Annotated in this window: 24 protein-coding genes and 1 pseudogene; 12 read left to right on the top strand and 13 right to left on the bottom strand. The window is 61.2% G+C overall.

Going from position 1 to position 18,526, the window contains the following annotated elements:
* Positions 1-23: 23 nt before the first annotated feature.
* Complete coding sequence (locus GFM02_RS09515) at positions 24-971, bottom strand: IS110 family transposase (protein ID WP_168321516.1); 948 nt, start codon at positions 969-971, stop codon at positions 24-26.
* A 386-nt stretch (positions 972-1,357) separates the two neighbouring features.
* Entirely contained in the window at positions 1,358-1,765 is a 408-nt protein-coding gene (locus GFM02_RS09510) for a hypothetical protein (RefSeq protein ID WP_168321515.1), read from the bottom strand.
* A gap of 230 nt (positions 1,766-1,995) precedes the next feature.
* On the opposite strand from GFM02_RS09510, the gene GFM02_RS09505 reads away from it, so the two are divergent.
* Entirely contained in the window at positions 1,996-2,841 is an 846-nt protein-coding gene (locus GFM02_RS09505) for an NmrA family NAD(P)-binding protein (protein WP_168321514.1), read from the top strand.
* Positions 2,842-3,011: 170 nt separating this feature from the next.
* Positions 3,012-4,031 carry a cell division protein FtsZ gene (gene ftsZ, locus GFM02_RS09500; protein ID WP_003540976.1) on the top strand — a complete coding sequence of 340 codons (1,020 nt, stop codon included), beginning with the start codon at positions 3,012-3,014 and terminating at the stop codon, positions 4,029-4,031.
* A 103-nt stretch (positions 4,032-4,134) separates the two neighbouring features.
* Here the strand turns inward: ftsZ and GFM02_RS09495 are convergent, their stop codons facing one another.
* Entirely contained in the window at positions 4,135-4,347 is a 213-nt protein-coding gene (locus tag GFM02_RS09495) for a hypothetical protein (RefSeq protein ID WP_246792158.1), read from the bottom strand.
* A gap of 704 nt (positions 4,348-5,051) precedes the next feature.
* On the opposite strand from GFM02_RS09495, the gene GFM02_RS09490 reads away from it, so the two are divergent.
* Complete coding sequence (locus tag GFM02_RS09490) at positions 5,052-5,462, top strand: hypothetical protein (protein WP_168321512.1); 411 nt, start codon at positions 5,052-5,054, stop codon at positions 5,460-5,462.
* A gap of 72 nt (positions 5,463-5,534) precedes the next feature.
* Here GFM02_RS09490 and GFM02_RS09485 read toward each other — a convergent pair whose 3' ends face one another.
* Positions 5,535-5,993, bottom strand: coding sequence for a hypothetical protein (locus GFM02_RS09485; RefSeq protein WP_205930245.1), 459 nt, complete (start codon positions 5,991-5,993; stop codon positions 5,535-5,537).
* 145 nt (positions 5,994-6,138) lie between these two features.
* Between GFM02_RS09485 and GFM02_RS09480 the strand changes: the two genes are divergently transcribed.
* A complete protein-coding gene (locus GFM02_RS09480) occupies positions 6,139-6,780 on the top strand; it encodes a hypothetical protein (protein WP_246792149.1) in 642 nt (213 codons plus the stop codon).
* Here GFM02_RS09480 and GFM02_RS09475 read toward each other — a convergent pair.
* Positions 6,755-7,585 carry a helix-turn-helix transcriptional regulator gene (locus GFM02_RS09475; RefSeq protein WP_168321511.1) on the bottom strand — a complete coding sequence of 277 codons (831 nt, stop codon included), beginning with the start codon at positions 7,583-7,585 and terminating at the stop codon, positions 6,755-6,757. The genes GFM02_RS09480 and GFM02_RS09475 overlap by 26 nt on opposite strands.
* Positions 7,586-7,675: 90 nt before the next feature.
* Between GFM02_RS09475 and GFM02_RS09470 the strand changes: the two genes are divergently transcribed.
* The gene (locus tag GFM02_RS09470) at positions 7,676-8,560 is read left to right on the top strand and encodes an SDR family oxidoreductase (protein WP_168321510.1); all 885 of its coding nucleotides are present in this window, start codon (positions 7,676-7,678) and stop codon (positions 8,558-8,560) included.
* A gap of 260 nt (positions 8,561-8,820) precedes the next feature.
* On the opposite strand, the gene GFM02_RS09465 is transcribed toward GFM02_RS09470, so the two are convergent.
* From GFM02_RS09465 to GFM02_RS09455, 3 genes are all read right to left on the bottom strand, one after another.
* Entirely contained in the window at positions 8,821-9,030 is a 210-nt protein-coding gene (locus tag GFM02_RS09465) for a hypothetical protein (protein WP_168321509.1), read from the bottom strand.
* Between the two features lies 1 nt (position 9,031).
* On the bottom strand, positions 9,032-9,232 hold the full coding sequence (locus GFM02_RS09460; protein WP_017961057.1) for a hypothetical protein: 201 nt from the start codon (positions 9,230-9,232) through the stop codon (positions 9,032-9,034).
* An 81-nt stretch (positions 9,233-9,313) separates the two neighbouring features.
* Complete coding sequence (locus GFM02_RS09455) at positions 9,314-9,739, bottom strand: hypothetical protein (protein ID WP_168321508.1); 426 nt, start codon at positions 9,737-9,739, stop codon at positions 9,314-9,316.
* Between the two features lie 103 nt (positions 9,740-9,842).
* Between GFM02_RS09455 and GFM02_RS09450 the strand changes: the two genes are divergently transcribed.
* On the top strand, positions 9,843-10,016 hold the full coding sequence (locus tag GFM02_RS09450; protein WP_020050601.1) for a hypothetical protein: 174 nt from the start codon (positions 9,843-9,845) through the stop codon (positions 10,014-10,016).
* Positions 10,017-10,124: 108 nt separating this feature from the next.
* Here the strand turns inward: GFM02_RS09450 and GFM02_RS09445 are convergent, their stop codons facing one another.
* Entirely contained in the window at positions 10,125-10,613 is a 489-nt protein-coding gene (locus GFM02_RS09445; RefSeq protein WP_168321507.1) for a DUF1772 domain-containing protein, read from the bottom strand.
* Between the two features lie 90 nt (positions 10,614-10,703).
* Here GFM02_RS09445 and GFM02_RS09440 point away from each other — a divergent pair, with 90 nt between their 5' ends.
* Together GFM02_RS09440 and GFM02_RS09435 are read left to right on the top strand one after the other, a co-directional pair.
* On the top strand, positions 10,704-11,303 hold the full coding sequence (locus GFM02_RS09440; RefSeq protein ID WP_168321506.1) for a TetR/AcrR family transcriptional regulator: 600 nt from the start codon (positions 10,704-10,706) through the stop codon (positions 11,301-11,303).
* Positions 11,304-11,444: 141 nt separating this feature from the next.
* Positions 11,445-12,371 (top strand): hypothetical protein, encoded by a 927-nt coding sequence (locus GFM02_RS09435; protein WP_168321505.1) that lies wholly within the window; start codon positions 11,445-11,447, stop codon positions 12,369-12,371.
* A gap of 37 nt (positions 12,372-12,408) precedes the next feature.
* Here the strand turns inward: GFM02_RS09435 and GFM02_RS09430 are convergent, their stop codons facing one another.
* The 3 genes and pseudogenes from GFM02_RS09430 to GFM02_RS09420 all read right to left on the bottom strand — a co-directional run bounded on the left by GFM02_RS09430 (position 12,409) and on the right by GFM02_RS09420 (position 14,027).
* A complete protein-coding gene (locus GFM02_RS09430; RefSeq protein ID WP_025395108.1) occupies positions 12,409-12,852 on the bottom strand; it encodes an SRPBCC family protein in 444 nt (147 codons plus the stop codon).
* A 97-nt stretch (positions 12,853-12,949) separates the two neighbouring features.
* Positions 12,950-13,177: pseudogene (locus GFM02_RS09425) on the bottom strand (GFA family protein); the annotation flags it as partial.
* Positions 13,178-13,334: 157 nt separating this feature from the next.
* Entirely contained in the window at positions 13,335-14,027 is a 693-nt protein-coding gene (locus tag GFM02_RS09420; RefSeq protein ID WP_020050606.1) for a type 1 glutamine amidotransferase domain-containing protein, read from the bottom strand.
* 224 nt (positions 14,028-14,251) lie between these two features.
* Here GFM02_RS09420 and GFM02_RS09415 point away from each other — a divergent pair, with 224 nt between their 5' ends.
* A complete protein-coding gene (locus GFM02_RS09415) occupies positions 14,252-14,437 on the top strand; it encodes a TetR/AcrR family transcriptional regulator C-terminal domain-containing protein (RefSeq protein ID WP_281411267.1) in 186 nt (61 codons plus the stop codon).
* 233 nt (positions 14,438-14,670) lie between these two features.
* The gene (locus GFM02_RS09410) at positions 14,671-15,135 is read left to right on the top strand and encodes a DUF4168 domain-containing protein (RefSeq protein ID WP_168271296.1); all 465 of its coding nucleotides are present in this window, start codon (positions 14,671-14,673) and stop codon (positions 15,133-15,135) included.
* Between the two features lie 99 nt (positions 15,136-15,234).
* On the opposite strand, the gene GFM02_RS09405 is transcribed toward GFM02_RS09410, so the two are convergent.
* Positions 15,235-15,621: an ectoine synthase gene (locus GFM02_RS09405; protein WP_168271297.1), complete on the bottom strand. Its 387-nt coding sequence runs from the start codon at positions 15,619-15,621 to the stop codon at positions 15,235-15,237.
* Between the two features lie 130 nt (positions 15,622-15,751).
* On the opposite strand from GFM02_RS09405, the gene GFM02_RS09400 reads away from it, so the two are divergent.
* A complete protein-coding gene (locus GFM02_RS09400) occupies positions 15,752-16,630 on the top strand; it encodes a LysR substrate-binding domain-containing protein (RefSeq protein WP_168271298.1) in 879 nt (292 codons plus the stop codon).
* 217 nt (positions 16,631-16,847) lie between these two features.
* Complete coding sequence (locus GFM02_RS09395; protein WP_168271299.1) at positions 16,848-18,503, top strand: putative bifunctional diguanylate cyclase/phosphodiesterase; 1,656 nt, start codon at positions 16,848-16,850, stop codon at positions 18,501-18,503.
* Positions 18,504-18,526 lie beyond the last annotated feature (23 nt).

Genomic DNA, 18,526 nt, shown 5'->3' with positions numbered 1-18,526 from the left:
CTTCGAGGCCCCTTCGGGGCACCTCAGCAACCGTGTTGTTGGGGCTGGTTCCATGGGGTTCGTCTTTTAAGAATAGTGTTGATCATGATGATGAGCTTTCGCATGGCGGCGACGATGGCGACCTTGGGCGGTTTGCCCGCGTCGCGCAGCCTTTTGTGGAAGGTCTTGATGGCCGGGTTGCAACGGATGGCTGAGAGCGTAGCCATATAGAGGGCGCATCGGACGGTGGCGCGGCCGCCGGCGATATGGCGTTGTCCACGCCATGTGCCGCTGTCGTGAGCGATGGGGGCGACGCCGACGAGGGCTGCGAGCTTCTTGTCGTCGATGGCGCCGAGTTCGGGCAGTTCGGCGATGAGCACGGCGGCACTGACCTCGCCAATGCCCGGCACGGTCAACAGCAGATTGCGGCGTTCGGCCATGTCGGGCTCGGCCTCGATGGCGAGCGCGATGGCGGCATCGACGCGGGCGAGTTGGGCCTTAAGGGCGGCGAGGGTCTCGCCAATCAGCGCTGCGATGGCCTCAGGCGCATGCTCGAGGCGGTTCTTCTCGGCGACCGCCATGTCGATGAGTTGGCGACGGCGGGTGACAAGCGCAGCAAGCGCGATGCGGCCGTCGTCGATATGGGGGATCTGTGCCGGCCGCATCGCTCTGGCGAAGTGGAGAGTGACGCGGGCGTCGACCTGATCGGTCTTGGCCAAACGACCGCTGGCCCTGGCAAAGTCGCGCACCTGGCGGGGATTGACGACGGCGACGGCAATGCCGGCGGCCATCAGCGTTCTGACGATCGCCATCTCGTAACCGCCGGTCGCCTCGACGACGACAAGTTCTGCGCCGGCCACTGCCGCAGTGAGTGCGGCACAGCCTGGCGCATTGTTGTCGAAGCGGACAACGGCGCGTTTGCCCTCGACGGCCACGTCGAGATGGGCCTTCGAGACATCGATGCCGACCATGAAAGATTGCTGGATATGCATGACTGCTCCTCCTTGCAACGCGGGCTCGAAGCCCAACCAACCGTTCGAGCGAAGACATGGCGACGGAGATGCTTGCTGAGGCACGAGTTCAAGACCCAAGGATGACACGCATCCCCGCCGCGCAGCCCCTTTATACAGCAACGGCAACGTACAAGGATGAGGGCCGTTGGAGGATGCCGCACACCCAACAACAGGCGTGAGGACGCGGCAACCCCTCTTCCGTCATGCTCGGGCTTGTCCCGAGCATCTGCAACCGGTGCCGCAGAGCCTCGGCACAAGGCTGACATGACCGGAGAGCGAGGCGGCGTTCGCGTCACACTGAAACCGCCCGCGAGAAGACGCGGGCGGTTGCATCATCGTGTGGCACCCGCCTCAGGCGCGGATGATCAGTCCTGCCCCTGCAGGCGGTCTATAACCTGGAGCAGGAGATCGGCGCAGGCCTTCATCGGTTCGTCCTCGGCGCATTTGAGATCGATCCGGGTATTCCCATCCTCGATCCGGAAATGCGCTGCCTTGGACGGCGGTGGCAGGCGATGCCCACGGAAACCACGGAAGCCCATGTCGCCTCTCCGACCATGCCAGCGGTAATCGGGGCGATCTCCCGGCCGCGCATCCGGCCGGTCCGTCATCTGCTCATCGTCATCAGGAGCGGACGGAGACGGCGGAGGAGGAGGCGAGCCGGATTCGGCCGCTGCGGGCGGAGTCCCGGCGGATGGCGGAGCCGGCGGCTGCTGGGCGAAGGTTGTGCCGGCCAGTGCTGCAAGGGCAAGGCCCGATAGCAGAAATCTTTGCATTGGAAGCGTTCCTTTCGGAGTTATGAGGCGTGTCTGTAAACACCGCGCTGAGGTTTTGGTTCACCCCCGTTACCGCTTGTGATCGAAATCGGCGCGCCAGGGGCCATGCGCTCGGTCGGCTTCCACCATAAATGTGTCGGCAGGCGGCTGACGACAGCTTTACGCCACCTGACAGGAACCATCGGCACCGAGACTTCGTTTTGCAGCGAAACAACTGCCGGGTGGAAATCATGTACATCGTTCTGGGTGCAGCGGGAAATGTCGGTTCCCGTGTCATCGAAACGCTGAGGCCCGCGGGCGAGAAGATATTCGCGCTCGTCCATAGTGAGCAGAAGGCGAGCGCGGTCGACGGTGGCAATGTCGAGGCCGTGGTGCTTGATGTCTTGGACAGCGCGGCACTGAGGGCTGTCTTCCAGAGAGGCCGACGCGCCTTTCTCCTCAACCCGCCGGCACATCCCGGCACCGATACGAACGCCGAAGAGCTGAAGACTGCACGAAGCATTGCCGCAGCGCTGACGGATTCGGGCCTTGAAAAACTCGTGGTGCAATCGACCTATGGCGCCAGGCAAGGCGATGGCGTCGGCGACCTCTCGGTGCTGTATGAGTTCGAGCGCCTGGCAGAGGCAAGCGGCATTCCGGCGGCGGTCAACCGGGCGGCCTACTATTATACCAATTTCGATATGCTGCTGGAGCCGGCGCGCAAGGGTATGATCACCACCGCCTTCCCCGAAGACTTCATCTTGCCGATGGTTTCTCCCGCCGATCTCGGTAAGGTGGCCGCCGCGCGCCTGGCAGGCTCAGTCAGTGATGTCGGCATCAACTATGTGGAGGGACCGCGGCGATATGCTTTCGCCGATGTCGCCGCGGCTTTCTCCGCGGTCGTCGGAAAGTCGGTGAAGGTGAAAACGACGCCGCGCGACCAGCTCGAAGAGAGCTTTCGCAAGCTCGGCTTCTCGCCTGCCGCCGCCCGCTCCTACACGCGCATGACCGAGGCGACGCTCGACGGCCCCGAATTGCCGCGTGAGCCCAATCGCGGAGAGATCACCCTCGAAGACCACATCGCCCCGCTTCGGTGAGCGGCGATCGCGGACGCATTCCTGTCGAGAACGATAGTCACATGTGAAAAGGTTCGCTGCCCCCGAGACGTCTTTCGCCTCGCCTCTGCCTTGTTGCTCGCGTATCCTGACGCCCGATTCGCCGTCCGCAAACGAGGGTGGGCATGAACGAAGCATCAAAGGAGAGCGCGATGACGGACGCCAAGGGCGGCATTTCTGGGCTACGGCCGCATATTACAGTTATCGGCGTCGGCGGCGGTGGTGGCAATGCGATCAACAATATGATCGCGGAAAAGCTGGCGGGCGTCGAATTCGTCGCCGCAAACACGGATGCTCAGGTACTAGCCACCTCCAAGGCGACGCGCCGCATCCAGCTTGGCGCGAATGTGACGGAGGGTCTCGGCGCCGGTTCGCTGCCTGAGGTCGGCCACGCGGCTGCCGAAGAGTCGCTCGATGAGATCATGGATCACCTGGCCGGCTCGCACATGTGCTTCGTCACCGCCGGCATGGGCGGCGGAACGGGCACGGGTGCGGCACCCGTCATCGCCCGCGCTGCACGTGCGGCCGGCATCCTGACGGTCGGTGTCGTCACCAAGCCCTTTACCTTCGAGGGCAACCGCCGCATGCGGATGGCGGAAATCGGCATCGAGGCGCTTCGCCAGGCGGCCGATACGGTCATCGTCATTCCCAATCAGAACCTCTTCCGCATCGCTGATGCAAAAACGACGTTCGCCGATGCCTTCATGACGGCCGACCGCGTGCTCTATGCGGGCGTCGGCTGCATTACCGACCTGATCGTCAAGGAAGGCCTGATCAACCTCGATTTCGCCGACGTGAAGTCGGTCATGTCAGGCATGGGCCGTGCGATGATGGGTACCGGCGAAGCCTCCGGTGAGAGCCGCGCGATGAAGGCGGCGGAGGCGGCGATTGCCAACCCGCTTCTCGACGATATCTCGATGCGGGGCGCCAGGGGTGTGCTGATCTCGATCTCTGGTGGTTCGGACATGACGCTGTTCGAAGTGGACGAAGCGGCAAGCCGCATTCGTGACGAAGTGCAGGAAGACGCCGATATCGTCGTCGGCGCGATCTTCGACCGCAGCCTCGACGGCAAGTTCCGTGTCTCTGTGGTAGCGACCGGCCTGGAAGGCAGCCCACTGCCCGCATCCGCGCCTCACGCCGCCGAGCAGATCCAGACGCGCACGCTGCAGTAAGCGCAGCGGCGCGACATATCCGAGCACGACAGCCTGCCGCGTCTTTTCAGACGCGCGGCGCTGTCGTGCGTCAATGTCATGCGCTCCAGGGAAATCGCCGCGATCACCTGTCGTTGATCGTGGGAAGGTGCGTTTCGACCTCTACGCGGCGCTTGTCATCCAGCGGCTCAATGTGCTTCTGCCAGAAGGCCTCGGCCTCCGGCGTGTCATCCTCCCAGTGGCGGATTTTAACGATATCGTCATCGATCTTCGCCAGCCGTTTGCCGCCAAGCCGCAGGTATTCCTCCGCCAGTTCTTTCGATCGGGTCGTTTGCATGTCGTGTTCCTCCATAGGCGAACCGAAAGGCCGATCGTCGTTACCGGGTTGGCCGGCAATCGGCATCCCCGTTATCGGCGCTTCCGCGCCTTCCAGTTAAACAGTACGACGGGATCATGGTTCCAGATCATCGGCCGAAACTCGTCCACGCGGCCGGCTGAAGGCGTCGGCCGCCATCCATGTTCCGCACGGCCCGCCGCTCTTGCTGCCGGGACAGCCGGAGACGCCTCGTACTGACTGGAGAGCGGCCTGCCGAAACGGCAAGACTGCATACATCGGGGCGATCTTCGACCGCAACGTCGGCGGCAAGTTCCGGGTCTCAGTGGTAGCGACCTGCCAGGCAGCCCGCTGCCCGCATCCGCGCCTCACGCCGCCGTTAAACGCCCCGCCGTGAAGAGAACGAGCGGGGCGGCGTCGGCATTCGCGCGGTAAGGCCCAATAGAGCGCCCTGCGTCCATTCGGACGCACAAAGGACGCAGCCGCCGGGCACGCCGCTTTTCACACGAGCTTCAGCGCCCATTCTTGGCCGTCCTTCGGCCCCTAAATTGCGATCGTCGACGCTTGCAGCGCAGCCGCGTTACGTCTTTTCACAGGCTGCACCTCAATAATTCCTGGAAGCGAAACAAGGTTCAATCCAGAGCCTGTACTCTGCTTGACTTCCCGAAAAATTCAATGTTTGTTCAAGCTAAAGTTGAGGGTTTACAGTGAAAAGCATTTTTACATATTCGATATTGGCCGTCGCGACAATTTCTCTTTCAAACTGCACGACGACGTCAAATATCAGACACGATTCTCACCGGGTGACAGCACGCAGCGGCGAAAGGACGTCGGTGCTGCAGAACGTTCACCTCAATGGCGACTGCAAGTTTATTGACTATCCTCGTGTAGACATCGTGGAGCAGCCCAAGCATGGGCGCATCGAGATTGTCCACCAGCCGGTTATCGCTGATTCAGGCGGCAAGAAGATGAAATGCGACAAAGTCAAAGCGAATGGCGTTGCTGTCTATTACATATCGCAGCCAGGCTACGTCGGCAGCGACAGGTTCATTCTCAGGACTCCCGAAGAATCTGGCCGTATCGAAGAGGGCGTGGCCAACGTGAATGTCGTCAAGTAGGATAACCTGGCCGGTGCCGGCGGTCGAACATCGCGCCGCCGGAGACCGCGATTTTCACGAGAGGTTCGGCGCCTACTCTTGACCGTCCTTCGGACCCTTCGCATAGTCGCAGATCGACGTAAAATAGAGTGTCTGCCCCGCAAATTCGGTTTTCGACAATCCGAATTCGTAAACGGCGAATTTGTCGCTGTGGTAGTAAAACGCCGCGGTGAGGAACTCCCCCAGACGCCCGCAATCCCCCATGCCGGCACCCGTATAAACCGAGAGGGTTTTGCCCTTGAAGGTGCCCTTCAGCACCTTGTCGACCTCGAAGTCGCCACGCGTCAACCGTGGCGCCTCGCCTTCGGATCGCAGATCTGGAATCTCGACGCCGAAGGTCACCAGCTTCATACGGCCTTTCACGATCAAATCAGCTTCTGCAAATTTGTCCTTCGAGGACGCCCGTCCGCAGCTGCAGGCGGATGCCGTCGACGCCGACAACACCATCAAGACCGAAGCGGCGACCAAGACCGCGGCACGATATGAATTCATTGAAATCCCCATCCGCGCGGCTCAAATCTTGCGCGCGTCAATGCACAGCATGAATGCAGATTTGTCCGGATTGAGGCGACGTCTTAACATCATTGACAGTCGGATATTCAGAACTTACCTCTCGCTTTGATTGAAGGAAAACATCATGCCTGAGCAGGGCAACCCAGAAATCGCGCGCAGAAGAAGGGTGATCGGCATTTGGTTCTGGTCGTTGGTACTTTTGTCGGTGGCGACCTGGGTGCTGATACCGCGCCTTCCCACCCAGGGCGTTTGTTATTTTCGTGATACTTGGTTCTTGAAGGCGCTCTGGCACCAGAACATCACCATCTATGACCAGTTCATAAATCTTCGGCCTTCGAACAGTCAGCAATGTGTATTCTTTGCTACGCGATCGATGCTATCTTTATATTTTGCCACCTTCGCATGCGCGATCGTCATCTACAGCCCCAAGGGAAAACCACCGGCGCCGAAGGCCTGGATCGGGATTGCCCTCATCACCGTTTTTCTCATTGGCCATCAGATTTTTTTCGACGGCTTCGGTGATGGACCTCGTGGATATTCGTACTGGGCTTATGACTCCATCAATTCGCTTATCTTTAAGTCGACAATACGGATGTTCCTCTTCTATTTTTTCCTGACGTTCTGGTTGCTTGTTGCGCTCGAATGGCGCCGAAATCGTGTTCGGGGCAACGAAAACGAGAGCCGAGAACCTCTGCCGCAAGGAAGCGATAACGCAACCAAACCGCCCTTCACACACCCGCTCACTTCAGACCCGTCAGACTCCTGATCTTCGCCGCATCCTCCGCCGTCGCTGGATTGTACACCACCATGCTGAGATCCGGCCGCCCATCCACCTGGAAGGCGGAATATTCGAAAGCGAGTGGGCCGAGAATGGGGTGGCGGATATGCTTGGCGCCCTCGCCGTGGGTGCGCACGTCGTTGTCGCGCCACATCGCCAGGAATTCGGGGCTTTTACGGCATAGTTCGTCGACGAGGGGCTCGACCTCGGCTGCAGCACCTGCGCGGGCCGCGTCCACGCGGAAGGCGGCGACGACGAAGCGGGCGACACTTTCCCAGTCGTATTGGGCGGCGCGCACGCGTGGATCGAGGAAGATGAAGCGCAGCACATTGCGCTCCTCCGGCGGCAGCGCGCCGTAATCGGTCAGAAGCACGGTTGCCGCCCGGTTCCAGGCGACGACGTCCCAGATCGCGGTGCGGATCAGCGCCGGGGTCGGGTCAAGCGCATCGAGCACGCCCTGCAGCCGGGGCGTCACGCCCTCTTTCCTGTGGTAGCGCACCTCGGGCGGCCGGCCGAGGCCGATGAGGAAGAGATGCTCGCGCTCGACATCAGTCAGCATCAGCGCGCGCGAGATCCGATCGAGCACGTCGGCAGACGGCGCCCCGCCGCGGCCCTGCTCCAGCCAGGTGTACCAGGTCGGGCTGATATTGGCGCGGCTTGCCACCTCCTCGCGCCGCAGTCCAGGTGTGCGCCGCCGCTCCCCAGCAAAGCCGAGGGCGGCGGGATCGAGCCTCACGCGGCGATCCTTCAGATAGGTGCCGAGCCGATTGTCCGAGGTGATGAATTCACCCATCCTGTTAGCCATTATGCCATGATAATGTCACTACTTTACCATGATAAAGGCAGGGCAGATATGTGTCTCCAGCAAAAACGGAGATAACACATGCGCGTATTCGTCACTGGAGCCACCGGCTGGGTCGGCTCGGCCGTCGTCGATGAACTGATCGCTGCCGGGCACGAGGTGTTGGGCCTCACCCGCTCTGACAAAGGAGCGGATCAACTGGCGGCTGCCGGCGCCGAAGCCCATCACGGTACGCTCGACGACCTGGAAAGCCTGAAGAGCGGTGCGGCTGAGGCGGACGCCGTAATCCACACGGCTTTCAACCATGATTTCTCGAAATTCGCCGAGAACTGCGCCGGCGACCGACGCGCCATCGAGGCGCTCGGCGAAGCCCTCCAAGGCTCCGATCGTCCGCTGCTGGTCACAGCCGGCCTCGGCTTTGCCCCCGGCCGTGTCGGCACCGAGAAGGATCCGCCCATGCCGACGTCGGAGACCTACCCTCGCGCCTCCGAAATCACCGCTGTATCGCTTGTCGCGCGTGGCGTGCACGCCTCCACCGTCCGGCTGCCGCCCTCGGTGCATGGCCATGGCGACCACGGCTTCGTGCCGATCCTGATCGATTTGGCCCGGCAGAAGGGCGTCTCGGCCTATATCGGCGAAGGGCAGAACCGCTGGCCGGCCGTGCACAGGCTCGATGCTGCCCGCGTCTATCGACTGGCGATCGAGCGCGGCGCCGTCGGCGGCCCGTTCCTGGCAGTCGCGGAACAGGGAGTTGCCTTCAGGCAAATCGCCGAGGTCGTCGGGCGGCGGCTCGATGTGCCCGCCGTCTCGCTCTCACCGGAAGAAGCGGCCGAGCATTTCGGCTGGTTCGCCATGTTCGCCGGCTTCGATGTGCCCACATCGAGCAAGCACACTCGCGCCCTGCTCGGCTGGCAGCCGCAGGAACCCGGCCTGCTCGCCGATATCGACCACCCGGCCTATTTTTAAGAGAGCCTCATCCTTGCTGAGGTGCTCCGCAGGGCCTCGAAGCCGGGCGCCGACAATCGACGGAATGCAAGGAGCAGCGTTGGAGCGCGTCCTTCGAGGCTCCGCCCTGCGGGCTGCGCGCCTCAGGATGAGGGCCGTAGCGGATGCCGCTTTTAATACCGAGCGTTGGAGGATGCCGGCCGCCAGAGAGAACCTCATCCTGAGGTGCCCCGCAGGGGCCTCGAAGGACGAGGTGGGCGCGCCCGTCGGGAGTCAACTCACTACCGCATTCGGCTCTCGCTCCTATCGGCTGGATCATAATTGATGTCCCAATCCTTCTGAGACTTCTTCTTGCCGGGCGAGTTCTTGTTCACCGTCGCATCCTCGGAGCCGGTGATGACGGTCGGCTTGGCGCTGGCGACGCCGCTGCTCTCCCGGTCGGCCCGTGACTTGGCGAACTGGCCGGCCGCGTCTTTCTCGGGGTTGGCCATGTCAATCGCCCTTCTGCTTCAGCGCGTCGCCGAGATCTCTGGTCTCGGGGTCGCGATTGTTTTCGCCATGCGCGTCGCGGTCGCGATCCGGATCGTCCTTGGCCTTCATGTAGCCACGAGGCTTATTTCCCTTCGGGCCTTCCCAGCGGGGTGACTGGTCGGTCGTGCCGGGGGCGCCGTCTTTCGGTGTCGTCATGCCCATCGTTGTTCCTCCTTGGTTGGAACAAGGAAAACCGAAAAGATCATCAACTGTTCCCGCGGCAACACTTTCGCGTAAAGCGGCTTAGCGTAGCGAGGCGAGCGTTGCGCAGCAGAAAGCAAGCAAGGTGACTGCGGCATTGACCGCGTGCGAATATTCCCATTGGGCGCGAAGGCTTTCCCAATTTTCCGGCTGCACGGTCCAGTTCTCCGTCGCCGCGTTCGCCGGCTGGGTGAAGACCATGAAGATGACGAGGTTGAGCGCGATCAGCGCCGCTGCCGCGACCGACAGCATCATGGCGGTTCCATCAGCCCCGAGTGCCACGGCATTGCCGATATTCGCCAGAAGCGCCAGCGGCAAGAGGAGACCGACGATCCACCATCCCGCATAGGCCTGTTGCGCAATGAAATAGTCCGCCTTCGCCATCCCGATCTTGTTTAGGAGCGCGAAGGCGTGCGCCGCAGGTGCTGCGAGCGCCAGACCGGTTATGATGACGGCGAGGAATCTCATGGCGGATAAACTGGCCGCGAGGCGATGGGTTCCCGCAGAAAATATGGAACAGTGTCGTCCGCTATCGGTTGACCAGAGGTCCACCACAAACATGGAACCGAAAATGAGCAAGACCAACGTTCGTAAACTTCAGAAACGCGCTGAACAGCAGGTCAAGAACACCAGCGCCGGCGGCCATCTCGGCGGCACCTATTTCGGGCAGCAACCGGACGGAAAAACCGTCTCGTCGACCACCAACGACAGCGCCAAAGCGCGGCCGAATGACGGAAGCAACTGAGTTGTTTCCGCCGCCACGCGAAAGAATCCTTTTGCGGATTACTTCATTCACGGCGCAGACGCGCCGTGGCTGGATGCCTGTGACATCCCTCGGGTCAACCCCGAAGCGTCATAGCCTTGCCACTCCCAAAGCGGCAAAAGCCAGGGCTATTCCGGAAGCCAGCGCCCTCACCTGGTTCCAGACCTGCCATCGCTGCGAATAGTCCAGCCAGATATCCCGCGCCGCCGCGATGTCGCCAGGAACGGCAGTCGCGGCCAGTGCCTCGTTCATCGGCACGTTGACCGTGAATGTGAGCATCAGCCCGAAAACCAGATAGATGGCCGCCGCCGCGCAGAACCAGAAAGCCGCCGCTCCGCGGCCGCTGAAATGCGCGGCTGCGGCAGTCAGCCCGAGAACGGCGGGCGTCAAGAAGAAGGCCGGGAAAAACACCGCGTTGCGGACCGACGCATTCATCGCCTGCATGGCTGCGATCGCCACCCGCGGATCGGCCCGATCGAGCCCCCACATCGTCGAACAGACCCAGGCGTAGAAGAAGCCGAAGATCGCGCCTGAGAAGACGACCGATGTTACCGACAGTCCCAGAACCGTGCTGCGCATCGCTTTTCTCCAAATGCGTACTATCTTGTACGCATTTACACAGGCGTATAATATTGTACGGTTATCGTCAAGACGATACGAGTGGCCGGAATGCGGGAAGACACGAAAACCAGGCGTCAAGCCGAGATCGAGATGGCGGCCTACGAGCTTCTGAAGGAGAGAGGCTACCGCAGCACATCGATGCTCGATATCGCCAAGGCGGCGAACGCCTCCAATGAAACACTCTATCGCTGGTACGGCGACAAGAATGGCCTCTTCAAGACGATGGTCGAAAGCAATGCCAGGGCGACGAAAGCCGCGCTCGATGCGGCGATAAGGGACGAGGTGGATCCCCTGGAAACCCTCGCGCATGTCGCGCCGATCCTGCTTTCGATGCTGCTCGGCGACAAGGCGATCTCCCTGAACCGGGCCGCCGCCGCCGACGAAAGCGGCGAACTGGGAGCGACGATCGCCGCCGCCGGCCGCGATAGCATCTTTCCGCTGATCGAGAAGCTGGTCGGCCGCGGCCTTGAAACGGCAGCGCTGGCGGCGCCATCCGCAGGTGTGGCGGCCGAATGGTTTCTGAGCCTGCTGATCGGCGATCTGCAGATCAGGCGGGTGAACCGCACACTGCCCGAACCGCCGGACGAAGATATCCGCGCGCGCGCCACCGCCGCCATGAGAGCATTCAGGAAGCTCTGCGGCGCGTAGAGCAATTCCCGTAAAGTCCGGCACCACCCTGCCCGCGCCGATCGATCCAGCCGCTATTGATCGGCGACGCCTCCGCGCTAGCTTCTGCTCGCGGCCGAGCGGCCGCGGGATACGATCTTTGGGCGAAGGCGGAGGGGCGACGTGACATCCTATTCGATTGACGATGCGATCCGGGAACTTGCCCCGGCTCTCGGCAGGGCGCCGGCAGGCGCGGTCAGTGGCAATTGGGCCGCCACCACGATGCAGGCGGGGCACTCCTCCCGGACGGGCGGCTACCTCGATGCCGAGGGAAAGCATGTCCCGGAGGATTCCAGACATCCGCTCGACATCATCGCGGATGTCGTCGAAAAGCTCGATGCCTCAGGGGGGCCACGCTTCAACAAGGTGGTGATCCGCTGGAAGAAGCCGAAATTTCCCTTCATGCAGGCAAAGATCACGCTCGAAACCAGTTATGACCAAACGATCGTACCGCGCGGCCCCGACGACCCGATCTACGAGACCGCTGCCGCCGCGCGGCGCGCCTTCTGGCAGAGCCGCGGCACGCTGCAGGAGGACTTCGCCGTCGAGCGCGGAACGGCCAATATTCACGCCCAGACAAAATGGTTCGGCCCGCATCGCCGCATCCTCGCCATCCATGCGCCGGGAAGGCTGACACTTGCCACCGACGGGCTGTCGACCCCCTGGGCCGGCATATCCGAGCCGGAAAACGGCGTCGAATGCGAGCTTTTCATGGAATTCGACGCCGCGACACTGGATGAGGCCGGGATCGAAAACTGGGCGAACCTGTTGATCAACATCGGCGACCTCGTGGCAGACGGTTATCGTGTCGCCCGCGATGTCGAGAAGCACGGCGCCATCCTGTTCTGCCGGCTGACCGAGGATTACCGCCCGATGACCCGCATCATGCTGAGTCGCGACCCCGGGCGCATCGAGGGCCTGCCTTTCGGCTCCGTACCGCTGATCCGGGCGACCCCGATCGCCGAAACCGAAATCGAAGGGCAGGACCTTTCCGACGACTGGGGCGCTGCGGCCGCCCGCAACGCCCTGGCCAAACGCGGCATCAGATGATCTCAGCCGGATCGTCGCAATCCGGCGCGATCTCTTGCTATTCCTGGATGTCGGGTTCGACGACTCTCGCGAGGTTTCGCAGCGACTCCTGCCAGCCGAGATAACAAGCCTCGGGCGGGATGACGTCAGGCACGCCTGCCTGCACGATATCCACCTCGGTGCCGACCGAAACCTTCTTTAGCGTCACGGTGACTTCCATTTCGCCGGGCAGGTTGGGGTCCTCGAATTTGTCGGTGTAGCGCAGACGTTCGCCGGGGACGAGCTCGAGATATTCGCCGCCGAAGGCGTGGCTATTGCCCGTCGTGAAATTGCGGAAGGACATTCTGAACGTGCCGCCGACAACCGGCTCCGAATGATGCACGGTGCAGAGGAAGCCGTTCGGCGGAAGCCACTTGGCAAGCGCGTCCGCCTCCAGGAATGCGCGATAGACTTTCTCCGGGCTGGTCGCCAGAACGCGGTGCAGGCGTATGGTACTCGGCATGGTCGTAATCCTTTTGAATGGACGGAATGGACGCACCTAGGACGGGCGTGGCATGGGCGATCCGACACCGGATCGAATTTTTCTTCAAGAAAAATTAAAAGCTGCGGTCGAGCCCCTTGCCTGAATCGGCGATGTAATGAAACGCCTTCGGGCTGCCGCTGATCACGGTGAAATCTTCCTGTGGCACGGCGAAGAACGTGGCGGCCTCGCCGCCCGTCGCCCTCTTGCAGTCCAGGCAATGGCAGTTGGCGACAAGGTTCGGGTCGGTATCGAAGGCAAATCTCACTGCGCCGCAGGCGCATTGACCCGCATATTTCCTGGTCATGTCACGTGCCTCCCATCCCGTGTTCGAACGTTTGCGATTGGCTCTGCCTCGCCGTCGTGCGCAGACGTCGTCGAGACGCGCCTGCGGGGGGTGGCACAAGCCGAATGAGGAAATCTCGACCTCCCCGGGTTGCAATCGTTCCCAAGGGCTGAAGCGCTTAAGCCGCGGCCTGCTTTCTCAAGGCATCAAGCAGCGTCCGGGCGCCCTGTTTTGACGAGGCAGGGTTTTGGCCGGTGATCAGCAGGCCATCCTGGACGACATGCACGCCCCAATCCGCCGTCTTCGAAAACTTTGCGCCCTGCTCTTTCAGCACGTCCTCGAGCAGGTAGGGAACGACTTCGACCAGGTGCATGGCCTCTTCTTCGGAATCGGTGAACCCCGTGACTGCCCGGCCCTTGGCGATAGGCTTTCCATCCGGCGCCTTCACATTCGTCAGGATTCCCGGTGCGTGGCAAACGAGCGCCACAGGTTTTCCCGCCGAAAGCATATCCTCGATGAGCGACAGCGCATTGCGGTCGTTCGTCAGGTCCCAAAGTGGGCCGTGCCCACCGGGGAAGAACACGCTGTCATAGTCCGACTGCTTGATTTCGGACAGCCTCAGGGTGTTGGCGAGCGCAGCCGTTGCCGCCTGGTCTCGCTCGAACCGTCGCGTGTCTTCCGTCTGGAATGCTGGCTCGTTACTCTTCGGATCGAGCGGAGGCTGGCCGCCCTTCGGCGAAGCGAGCGTGATCTCGACCCCGGCGCCACGGAAAACAAAGTAAGGAGCGGCGAGCTCCTCGAGCCAGAAGCCCGTCTTTCTGCCGGTGTTTCCCAGTTGATCATGCGATGTGAGAACCATGAGAATTTTCATTGCCCAGCTCCTTCAAGCCGGCCGGCGGACAACGCCGTCGGCGCCCGGTTTTACGGTGAATACTGCCTGCAGATCTCATGCTGAAACGGGAGAGGACATAGAGCGGCTGCGCTGCGAAACAAGCTCTCCCGCGCGGTGTTTGCTAAATTGCTTTAGCCGAAGCCTAACCAGACAAACGGAGGTCGCCCGCAACATCCGTTCGCTGGCAACTAGCCGACAAGAAGCTGCTGCAGTTCTCCGATGCAACGGTGGCCGCATCACAGTTCAACTGGCTGGTGATGGCCGACCCCGTCAACCGGGTCATGATGCTGGGCGATGCGGCCATTCCGACCAGGCAGCAGATCTACCGCCACGCCGAGGCGGCCGTCGCCACGTTCCTGGCGGCATTTCTGCATCCGGATAGGCGATGAACGCCGTCGAAAGTCGGGGTATCACAGCGGCAATGACTTGAATTTTCCGCACGTGCCAACAGGCCGGCGGTCACAAAGCCGCCGCTCAATCGTCAGAAAATCGCCCCGTTACCGCCGCACCGTGCCCTCTTAAAGGTTCCATCGTCGCGACCTCGCCCGGCCTTCGAGTGGCTGAGCGATCGACCGAGGCGGTCTTGCTGCCGATCAAATCATGCACTTGAAGAGGAACGAATATGATCACTCGTTACACATCTGTCGCAACATTGAGCGTTGCGGTCTTCAGTCTGCTTGCTTTCAGCCCGGCATCCGCTGTCGACATCGCCCAGGCGCAACAGCAGCCGGCACAAGCCCAGCCCCCGGCACAGGCGCAGCCGCCGATGCAGGGACAGCCCGGGAGCGGTGCGACCGCCCCCGTCAGCGACCAGAAAATCGAAGCCTTCGCCGTTGCCTATCTGCAGGTCGACAAGGTGAGACAGGAATATTCGGCCAAGATCGGCGCGACGAAGGACGAGGCTGCCAAGCAACAACTGCAGGAAGAAGCCAAGAAGCAGATGGTCGATACCGTCCAAGCCTCTCCCGACATCTCCGTCGAGGAATATTCCTCGATCCTGACGGCCGCGCAGAGCGACCCGGCTCTGGCCAAGAAGGTACTGGAAAAGATCGGCACGCCGCCGCCGGGCCAGCAGCCGCAGCAATAGGCTGCGCACTGCACTTTAGGCGCCGCTAACGCGTTCGCGCCGAAAGCAGTGCCCGCCATTTGCAGGGCGCTGCTTCTCCCTTAAACGACGACTGCTCGCTCAGTATTGCGACCCGCTCTTGTTGTTCAGGTCATGCCGCTCGGTGCCCGCCAGCGGCGGATTGAAGATGCTGACGAGAACGAGATCCTGATCCTTCCCGCCGCGCAGATAGTGCCGGTCGTGCTTGTCGAGGACATAGATATCGCCGGCGCGGATCGGAAAGACGTTGCCGTCCATATCCTCCACTTCACCCTCGCCCCTGATGCAATAGCAGGCTTCCAGGTGATTGCGGTACTGAAGCAGGGCCTCGCTATTGGCGCGGACGACGGTATGGCATACCGTAAAGCCCATGCCGTCGTCCTTGGTCAGCAGGCGGTGGCTCGTGCCGTTGCCCCAGTCGACAAAACGCTCGGTCTGCTCCACCTCCTTCAGATTTCTGACGAACATTGCTGATTCTCCTGATAGTTTATTGAAGATGCAGCGATGATTCATTTTCATCGCCCGCAACAATTAGCTATTGAAATCACTGGCATTTTCAAATGATGATTTCTGCGTCATCTGTGAGGAAATTTTACAAATGCAATTGCCGCCGTTAAACGCTTTGCGCGCTTTCGAAGCCACGGCCCGGCTGATGAGCCTTTCGAAAGCCGGCGACGAGCTGCACGTCACGCATGCGGCGGTCAGCCATCAGATCAAGCATCTGGAAACCTGGCTCGGCCGCAAGCTGCTGCAGAAATCGGGCCGCGGCATTACGCTGACCGCAGCCGGCGGCGAATATTACCGGGCAGTCTCCGGATCGCTGGCGGCGATCGCGCATGCGACCGGCAATATGCGGCGCGATCACGACATGCGCGCCATCACCGTCGGCTGCATTCCCTCAATCGCATCGCGCTGGCTCGTTCCGGCCCTGCCCTCCTTCCAGGACAGCGCCCCCGATCTCGACGTCAGGATCGTTTATGCCCGCGCCGAAGAACGTTTCGACGACGAGAGCCTGGACGTGCTGATCACCATGGGCGAGGATCTGAGCGGCGGCAGGGAAAGCCGCCTGCTCTTCTCCCGCCGCAACCAGCCTGTCGCCAGCCGCCATTACCTTGCCAAACGCAACTGGACGATCGGCGACGTCTCGCTCGCCGGCGCCGATCTGATGCACGACGAATCCGTCGATGGCTGGAAGGAATGGTTCCGCAAGGCCGGCCGGAAAGCGCCGGAGCCGATTCGAGGGCCGATATTCCAAGATTTCAACATGCTGGCGACGGCCGTAATCGCCGGCCATGGCGTGGCGCTCTGCCCCGTCGAGGTGTTCCGCCGCGAGATCCAACGCGGCGATCTGCTGGTACTCTCCGACATCGCGACGGCAGAGAACCAGGGCTATTACGTCATATCGAACAGCTGGGCGAAAAAGCCGGTCCGCCGCTTTATCGACTGGTTCATGACGGAGTGCGGATCGGGCGCGTGAGATCCCCTGCCCGCAGCTCATCGAAGGGTCGCCGCCAAGGATGCAAATGGGTCGCGCTAATAAAGACGTGGCATAAGCCCACCCGTGAGCGAGTTGGGCAGAGGTTGGGGATTGTTAATCAGAAATGCCTAATGTAAATCTTGGCGTGCACAAGTTGTGTGGGAGCTGATTTGCTACAATATCTGGTTATGACATGAGACTAGGGAGGGCCTCGGACATGCGGAAAATTCGTGCGGCCCCCTCGGCGCTCGGACAAACAGAGGCAAAAGCTTCAAGCTCGATCGACCGGCTTTTGTTTTTTGACCGCGATTTCAATCCCGTCGAAAATTTGCTGGGCAATGAGCTGCCTGCTTCCGTCAAACCGGCAGCGTCGTTTTGGGAGCATTTTCCGGAACTGGACGAATTGGCGGTTACGCTCGCTTTGGGCTCATTGGGTGACAGTGCACAGCCTTTGCGAATATCGGGCGATCTTGGCGAGCCTGGATCGCACGGATTGACGATCTATCGGATCGGAGATCTTTACGCCGTGGTTCGGTCCGAGGAACACATTGACGATGAGCGCGCGACCCTTTTGCATCTGGCCACCCACGATCCGCTGACCGGACTGCCGAACCGGCGCCAGTTCAGCGAGGACCTCGCTGTGTTGTTACGGGAGACTGCGGGCTCGGACGAGACTCTGTCCCTGATGCAACTCGATCTTGACGATTTCAAACCTGTTAACGACACGCTTGGGCATCCGGCCGGCGACAAGCTTCTTCAGCTCGCTGCAAGCCGCATTCAAGAGTGCCTTACCAGGGACGACAGAGCCTATCGACTGGCGGGTGACGAATTCACCGTCATATCAAGGGGCCTAGGACATCCCGCCAAGGGGCATCGGCTAGCGGAAGCTTTGGTTGATGCATTCAAAAAGCCCTTCACGATAGATGGCATCGCGCTATTTGTCGGTACCAGCATCGGCATATCTGCTGCTCCACCGGATGGTACAACTCCGGAGCAGCTGATGAAGGCGTCCGACGTCGCACTCTACGCCGCGAAGAAGGACGGGCGCGGGCGCGCAAAACCGTTTGATCCCTCAATGCTTGAGTTGCTGGAACAACGCGAACTGCTGCGCCGCAGCCTTCGCATGGCCCTGGTCCAACAACAATTCTCTATTGAGTACCAACCCATCGCCGAGGGCGGTTGCATTGTCGGCTTCGAAGCATTGCTGAGATGGCATCACCCCCTCCTTGGAAAAATCCCGCCAACGGCATTTATTCCGATGGCCGAGGCCGATGGAATGATGCCGGAAATAGGCGCGTGGGTTTTGGAGCAGGCATGTCGCGAGGCGATGAAGTGGCCGCAAAACTATATCGTCGCCGTCAATCTGTCCCCAGCCGAATTCCTGACAAGCGGCCTCACCGATCGGATCTCCCAGACGTTGGACCTGGTCGGGTTGCCGCCAGACCGTCTGGAGCTTGAGATAACCGAAAGCGTGCTGCTTGAGCGCACCGTCAACAACATCGACACACTGAATACCCTCAACGTGCTGGGGATACGAATCTCGCTTGATGACTTCGGCACCGAATATTCTTCGCTCAGCTATCTGAAGACATTCCCTTTCGACACGATCAAAATCGACAAATATTTTATCACAGACCTCGAAAGCGATCTGAAAAGCCAGGCCATCGTCCGCTGCGTCGTTAACCTCGCCCACGATCTCGACATGCAGGTGACAGCCGAAGGGGTTGAAACGCCGGGGCAGGCGGAATGGTTGCGCAGTGTGGGTTGCGACAGACTGCAAGGCTATTTGATTAGCAGGCCGCTTCCGGTCGAGGCGATTGGCGAATTCATCACCCGGGCGGAAACATCCATAAGTCACGCGCAGCCACGGTGAACAACCGATTTTCGCCGTGGCTA

Source organism: Rhizobium leguminosarum bv. viciae (assembly GCF_012276115.1).
Taxonomy (GTDB): domain Bacteria; phylum Pseudomonadota; class Alphaproteobacteria; order Rhizobiales; family Rhizobiaceae; genus Rhizobium; species Rhizobium leguminosarum_T.
The sequence above is the reverse complement of the archived record's forward strand: the minus strand, read 5'-3'. Positions and strand labels throughout refer to the sequence as shown.

Coding starts and splice junctions, on each gene's coding strand:
- GFM02_RS09445 (WP_168321507.1), bottom strand. CDS start 10,613: ATGCGCAGCACGGTTCTGGGACTGTCGGTAACATCGGTCGTCTTCTCA.
- GFM02_RS09420 (WP_020050606.1), bottom strand. CDS start 14,027: ATGAAAATTCTCATGGTTCTCACATCGCATGATCAACTGGGAAACACC.
- GFM02_RS09460 (WP_017961057.1), bottom strand. CDS start 9,232: ATGGGCATGACGACACCGAAAGACGGCGCCCCCGGCACGACCGACCAG.
- GFM02_RS09450 (WP_020050601.1), top strand. CDS start 9,843: ATGAGCAAGACCAACGTTCGTAAACTTCAGAAACGCGCTGAACAGCAG.
- GFM02_RS09515 (WP_168321516.1), bottom strand. CDS start 971: ATGCATATCCAGCAATCTTTCATGGTCGGCATCGATGTCTCGAAGGCC.
- GFM02_RS09495 (WP_246792158.1), bottom strand. CDS start 4,347: ATGCAAACGACCCGATCGAAAGAACTGGCGGAGGAATACCTGCGGCTT.
- GFM02_RS09505 (WP_168321514.1), top strand. CDS start 1,996: ATGTACATCGTTCTGGGTGCAGCGGGAAATGTCGGTTCCCGTGTCATC.
- GFM02_RS09395 (WP_168271299.1), top strand. CDS start 16,848: ATGCGGAAAATTCGTGCGGCCCCCTCGGCGCTCGGACAAACAGAGGCA.
- ftsZ (WP_003540976.1), top strand. CDS start 3,012: ATGACGGACGCCAAGGGCGGCATTTCTGGGCTACGGCCGCATATTACA.
- GFM02_RS09410 (WP_168271296.1), top strand. CDS start 14,671: ATGATCACTCGTTACACATCTGTCGCAACATTGAGCGTTGCGGTCTTC.
- GFM02_RS09510 (WP_168321515.1), bottom strand. CDS start 1,765: ATGCAAAGATTTCTGCTATCGGGCCTTGCCCTTGCAGCACTGGCCGGC.
- GFM02_RS09470 (WP_168321510.1), top strand. CDS start 7,676: ATGCGCGTATTCGTCACTGGAGCCACCGGCTGGGTCGGCTCGGCCGTC.
- GFM02_RS09440 (WP_168321506.1), top strand. CDS start 10,704: ATGCGGGAAGACACGAAAACCAGGCGTCAAGCCGAGATCGAGATGGCG.
- GFM02_RS09465 (WP_168321509.1), bottom strand. CDS start 9,030: ATGGCCAACCCCGAGAAAGACGCGGCCGGCCAGTTCGCCAAGTCACGG.
- GFM02_RS09475 (WP_168321511.1), bottom strand. CDS start 7,585: ATGGGTGAATTCATCACCTCGGACAATCGGCTCGGCACCTATCTGAAG.
- GFM02_RS09430 (WP_025395108.1), bottom strand. CDS start 12,852: ATGCCGAGTACCATACGCCTGCACCGCGTTCTGGCGACCAGCCCGGAG.
- GFM02_RS09485 (WP_205930245.1), bottom strand. CDS start 5,993: ATGAATTCATATCGTGCCGCGGTCTTGGTCGCCGCTTCGGTCTTGATG.
- GFM02_RS09480 (WP_246792149.1), top strand. CDS start 6,139: ATGCCTGAGCAGGGCAACCCAGAAATCGCGCGCAGAAGAAGGGTGATC.
- GFM02_RS09400 (WP_168271298.1), top strand. CDS start 15,752: ATGCAATTGCCGCCGTTAAACGCTTTGCGCGCTTTCGAAGCCACGGCC.
- GFM02_RS09455 (WP_168321508.1), bottom strand. CDS start 9,739: ATGAGATTCCTCGCCGTCATCATAACCGGTCTGGCGCTCGCAGCACCT.
- GFM02_RS09405 (WP_168271297.1), bottom strand. CDS start 15,621: ATGTTCGTCAGAAATCTGAAGGAGGTGGAGCAGACCGAGCGTTTTGTC.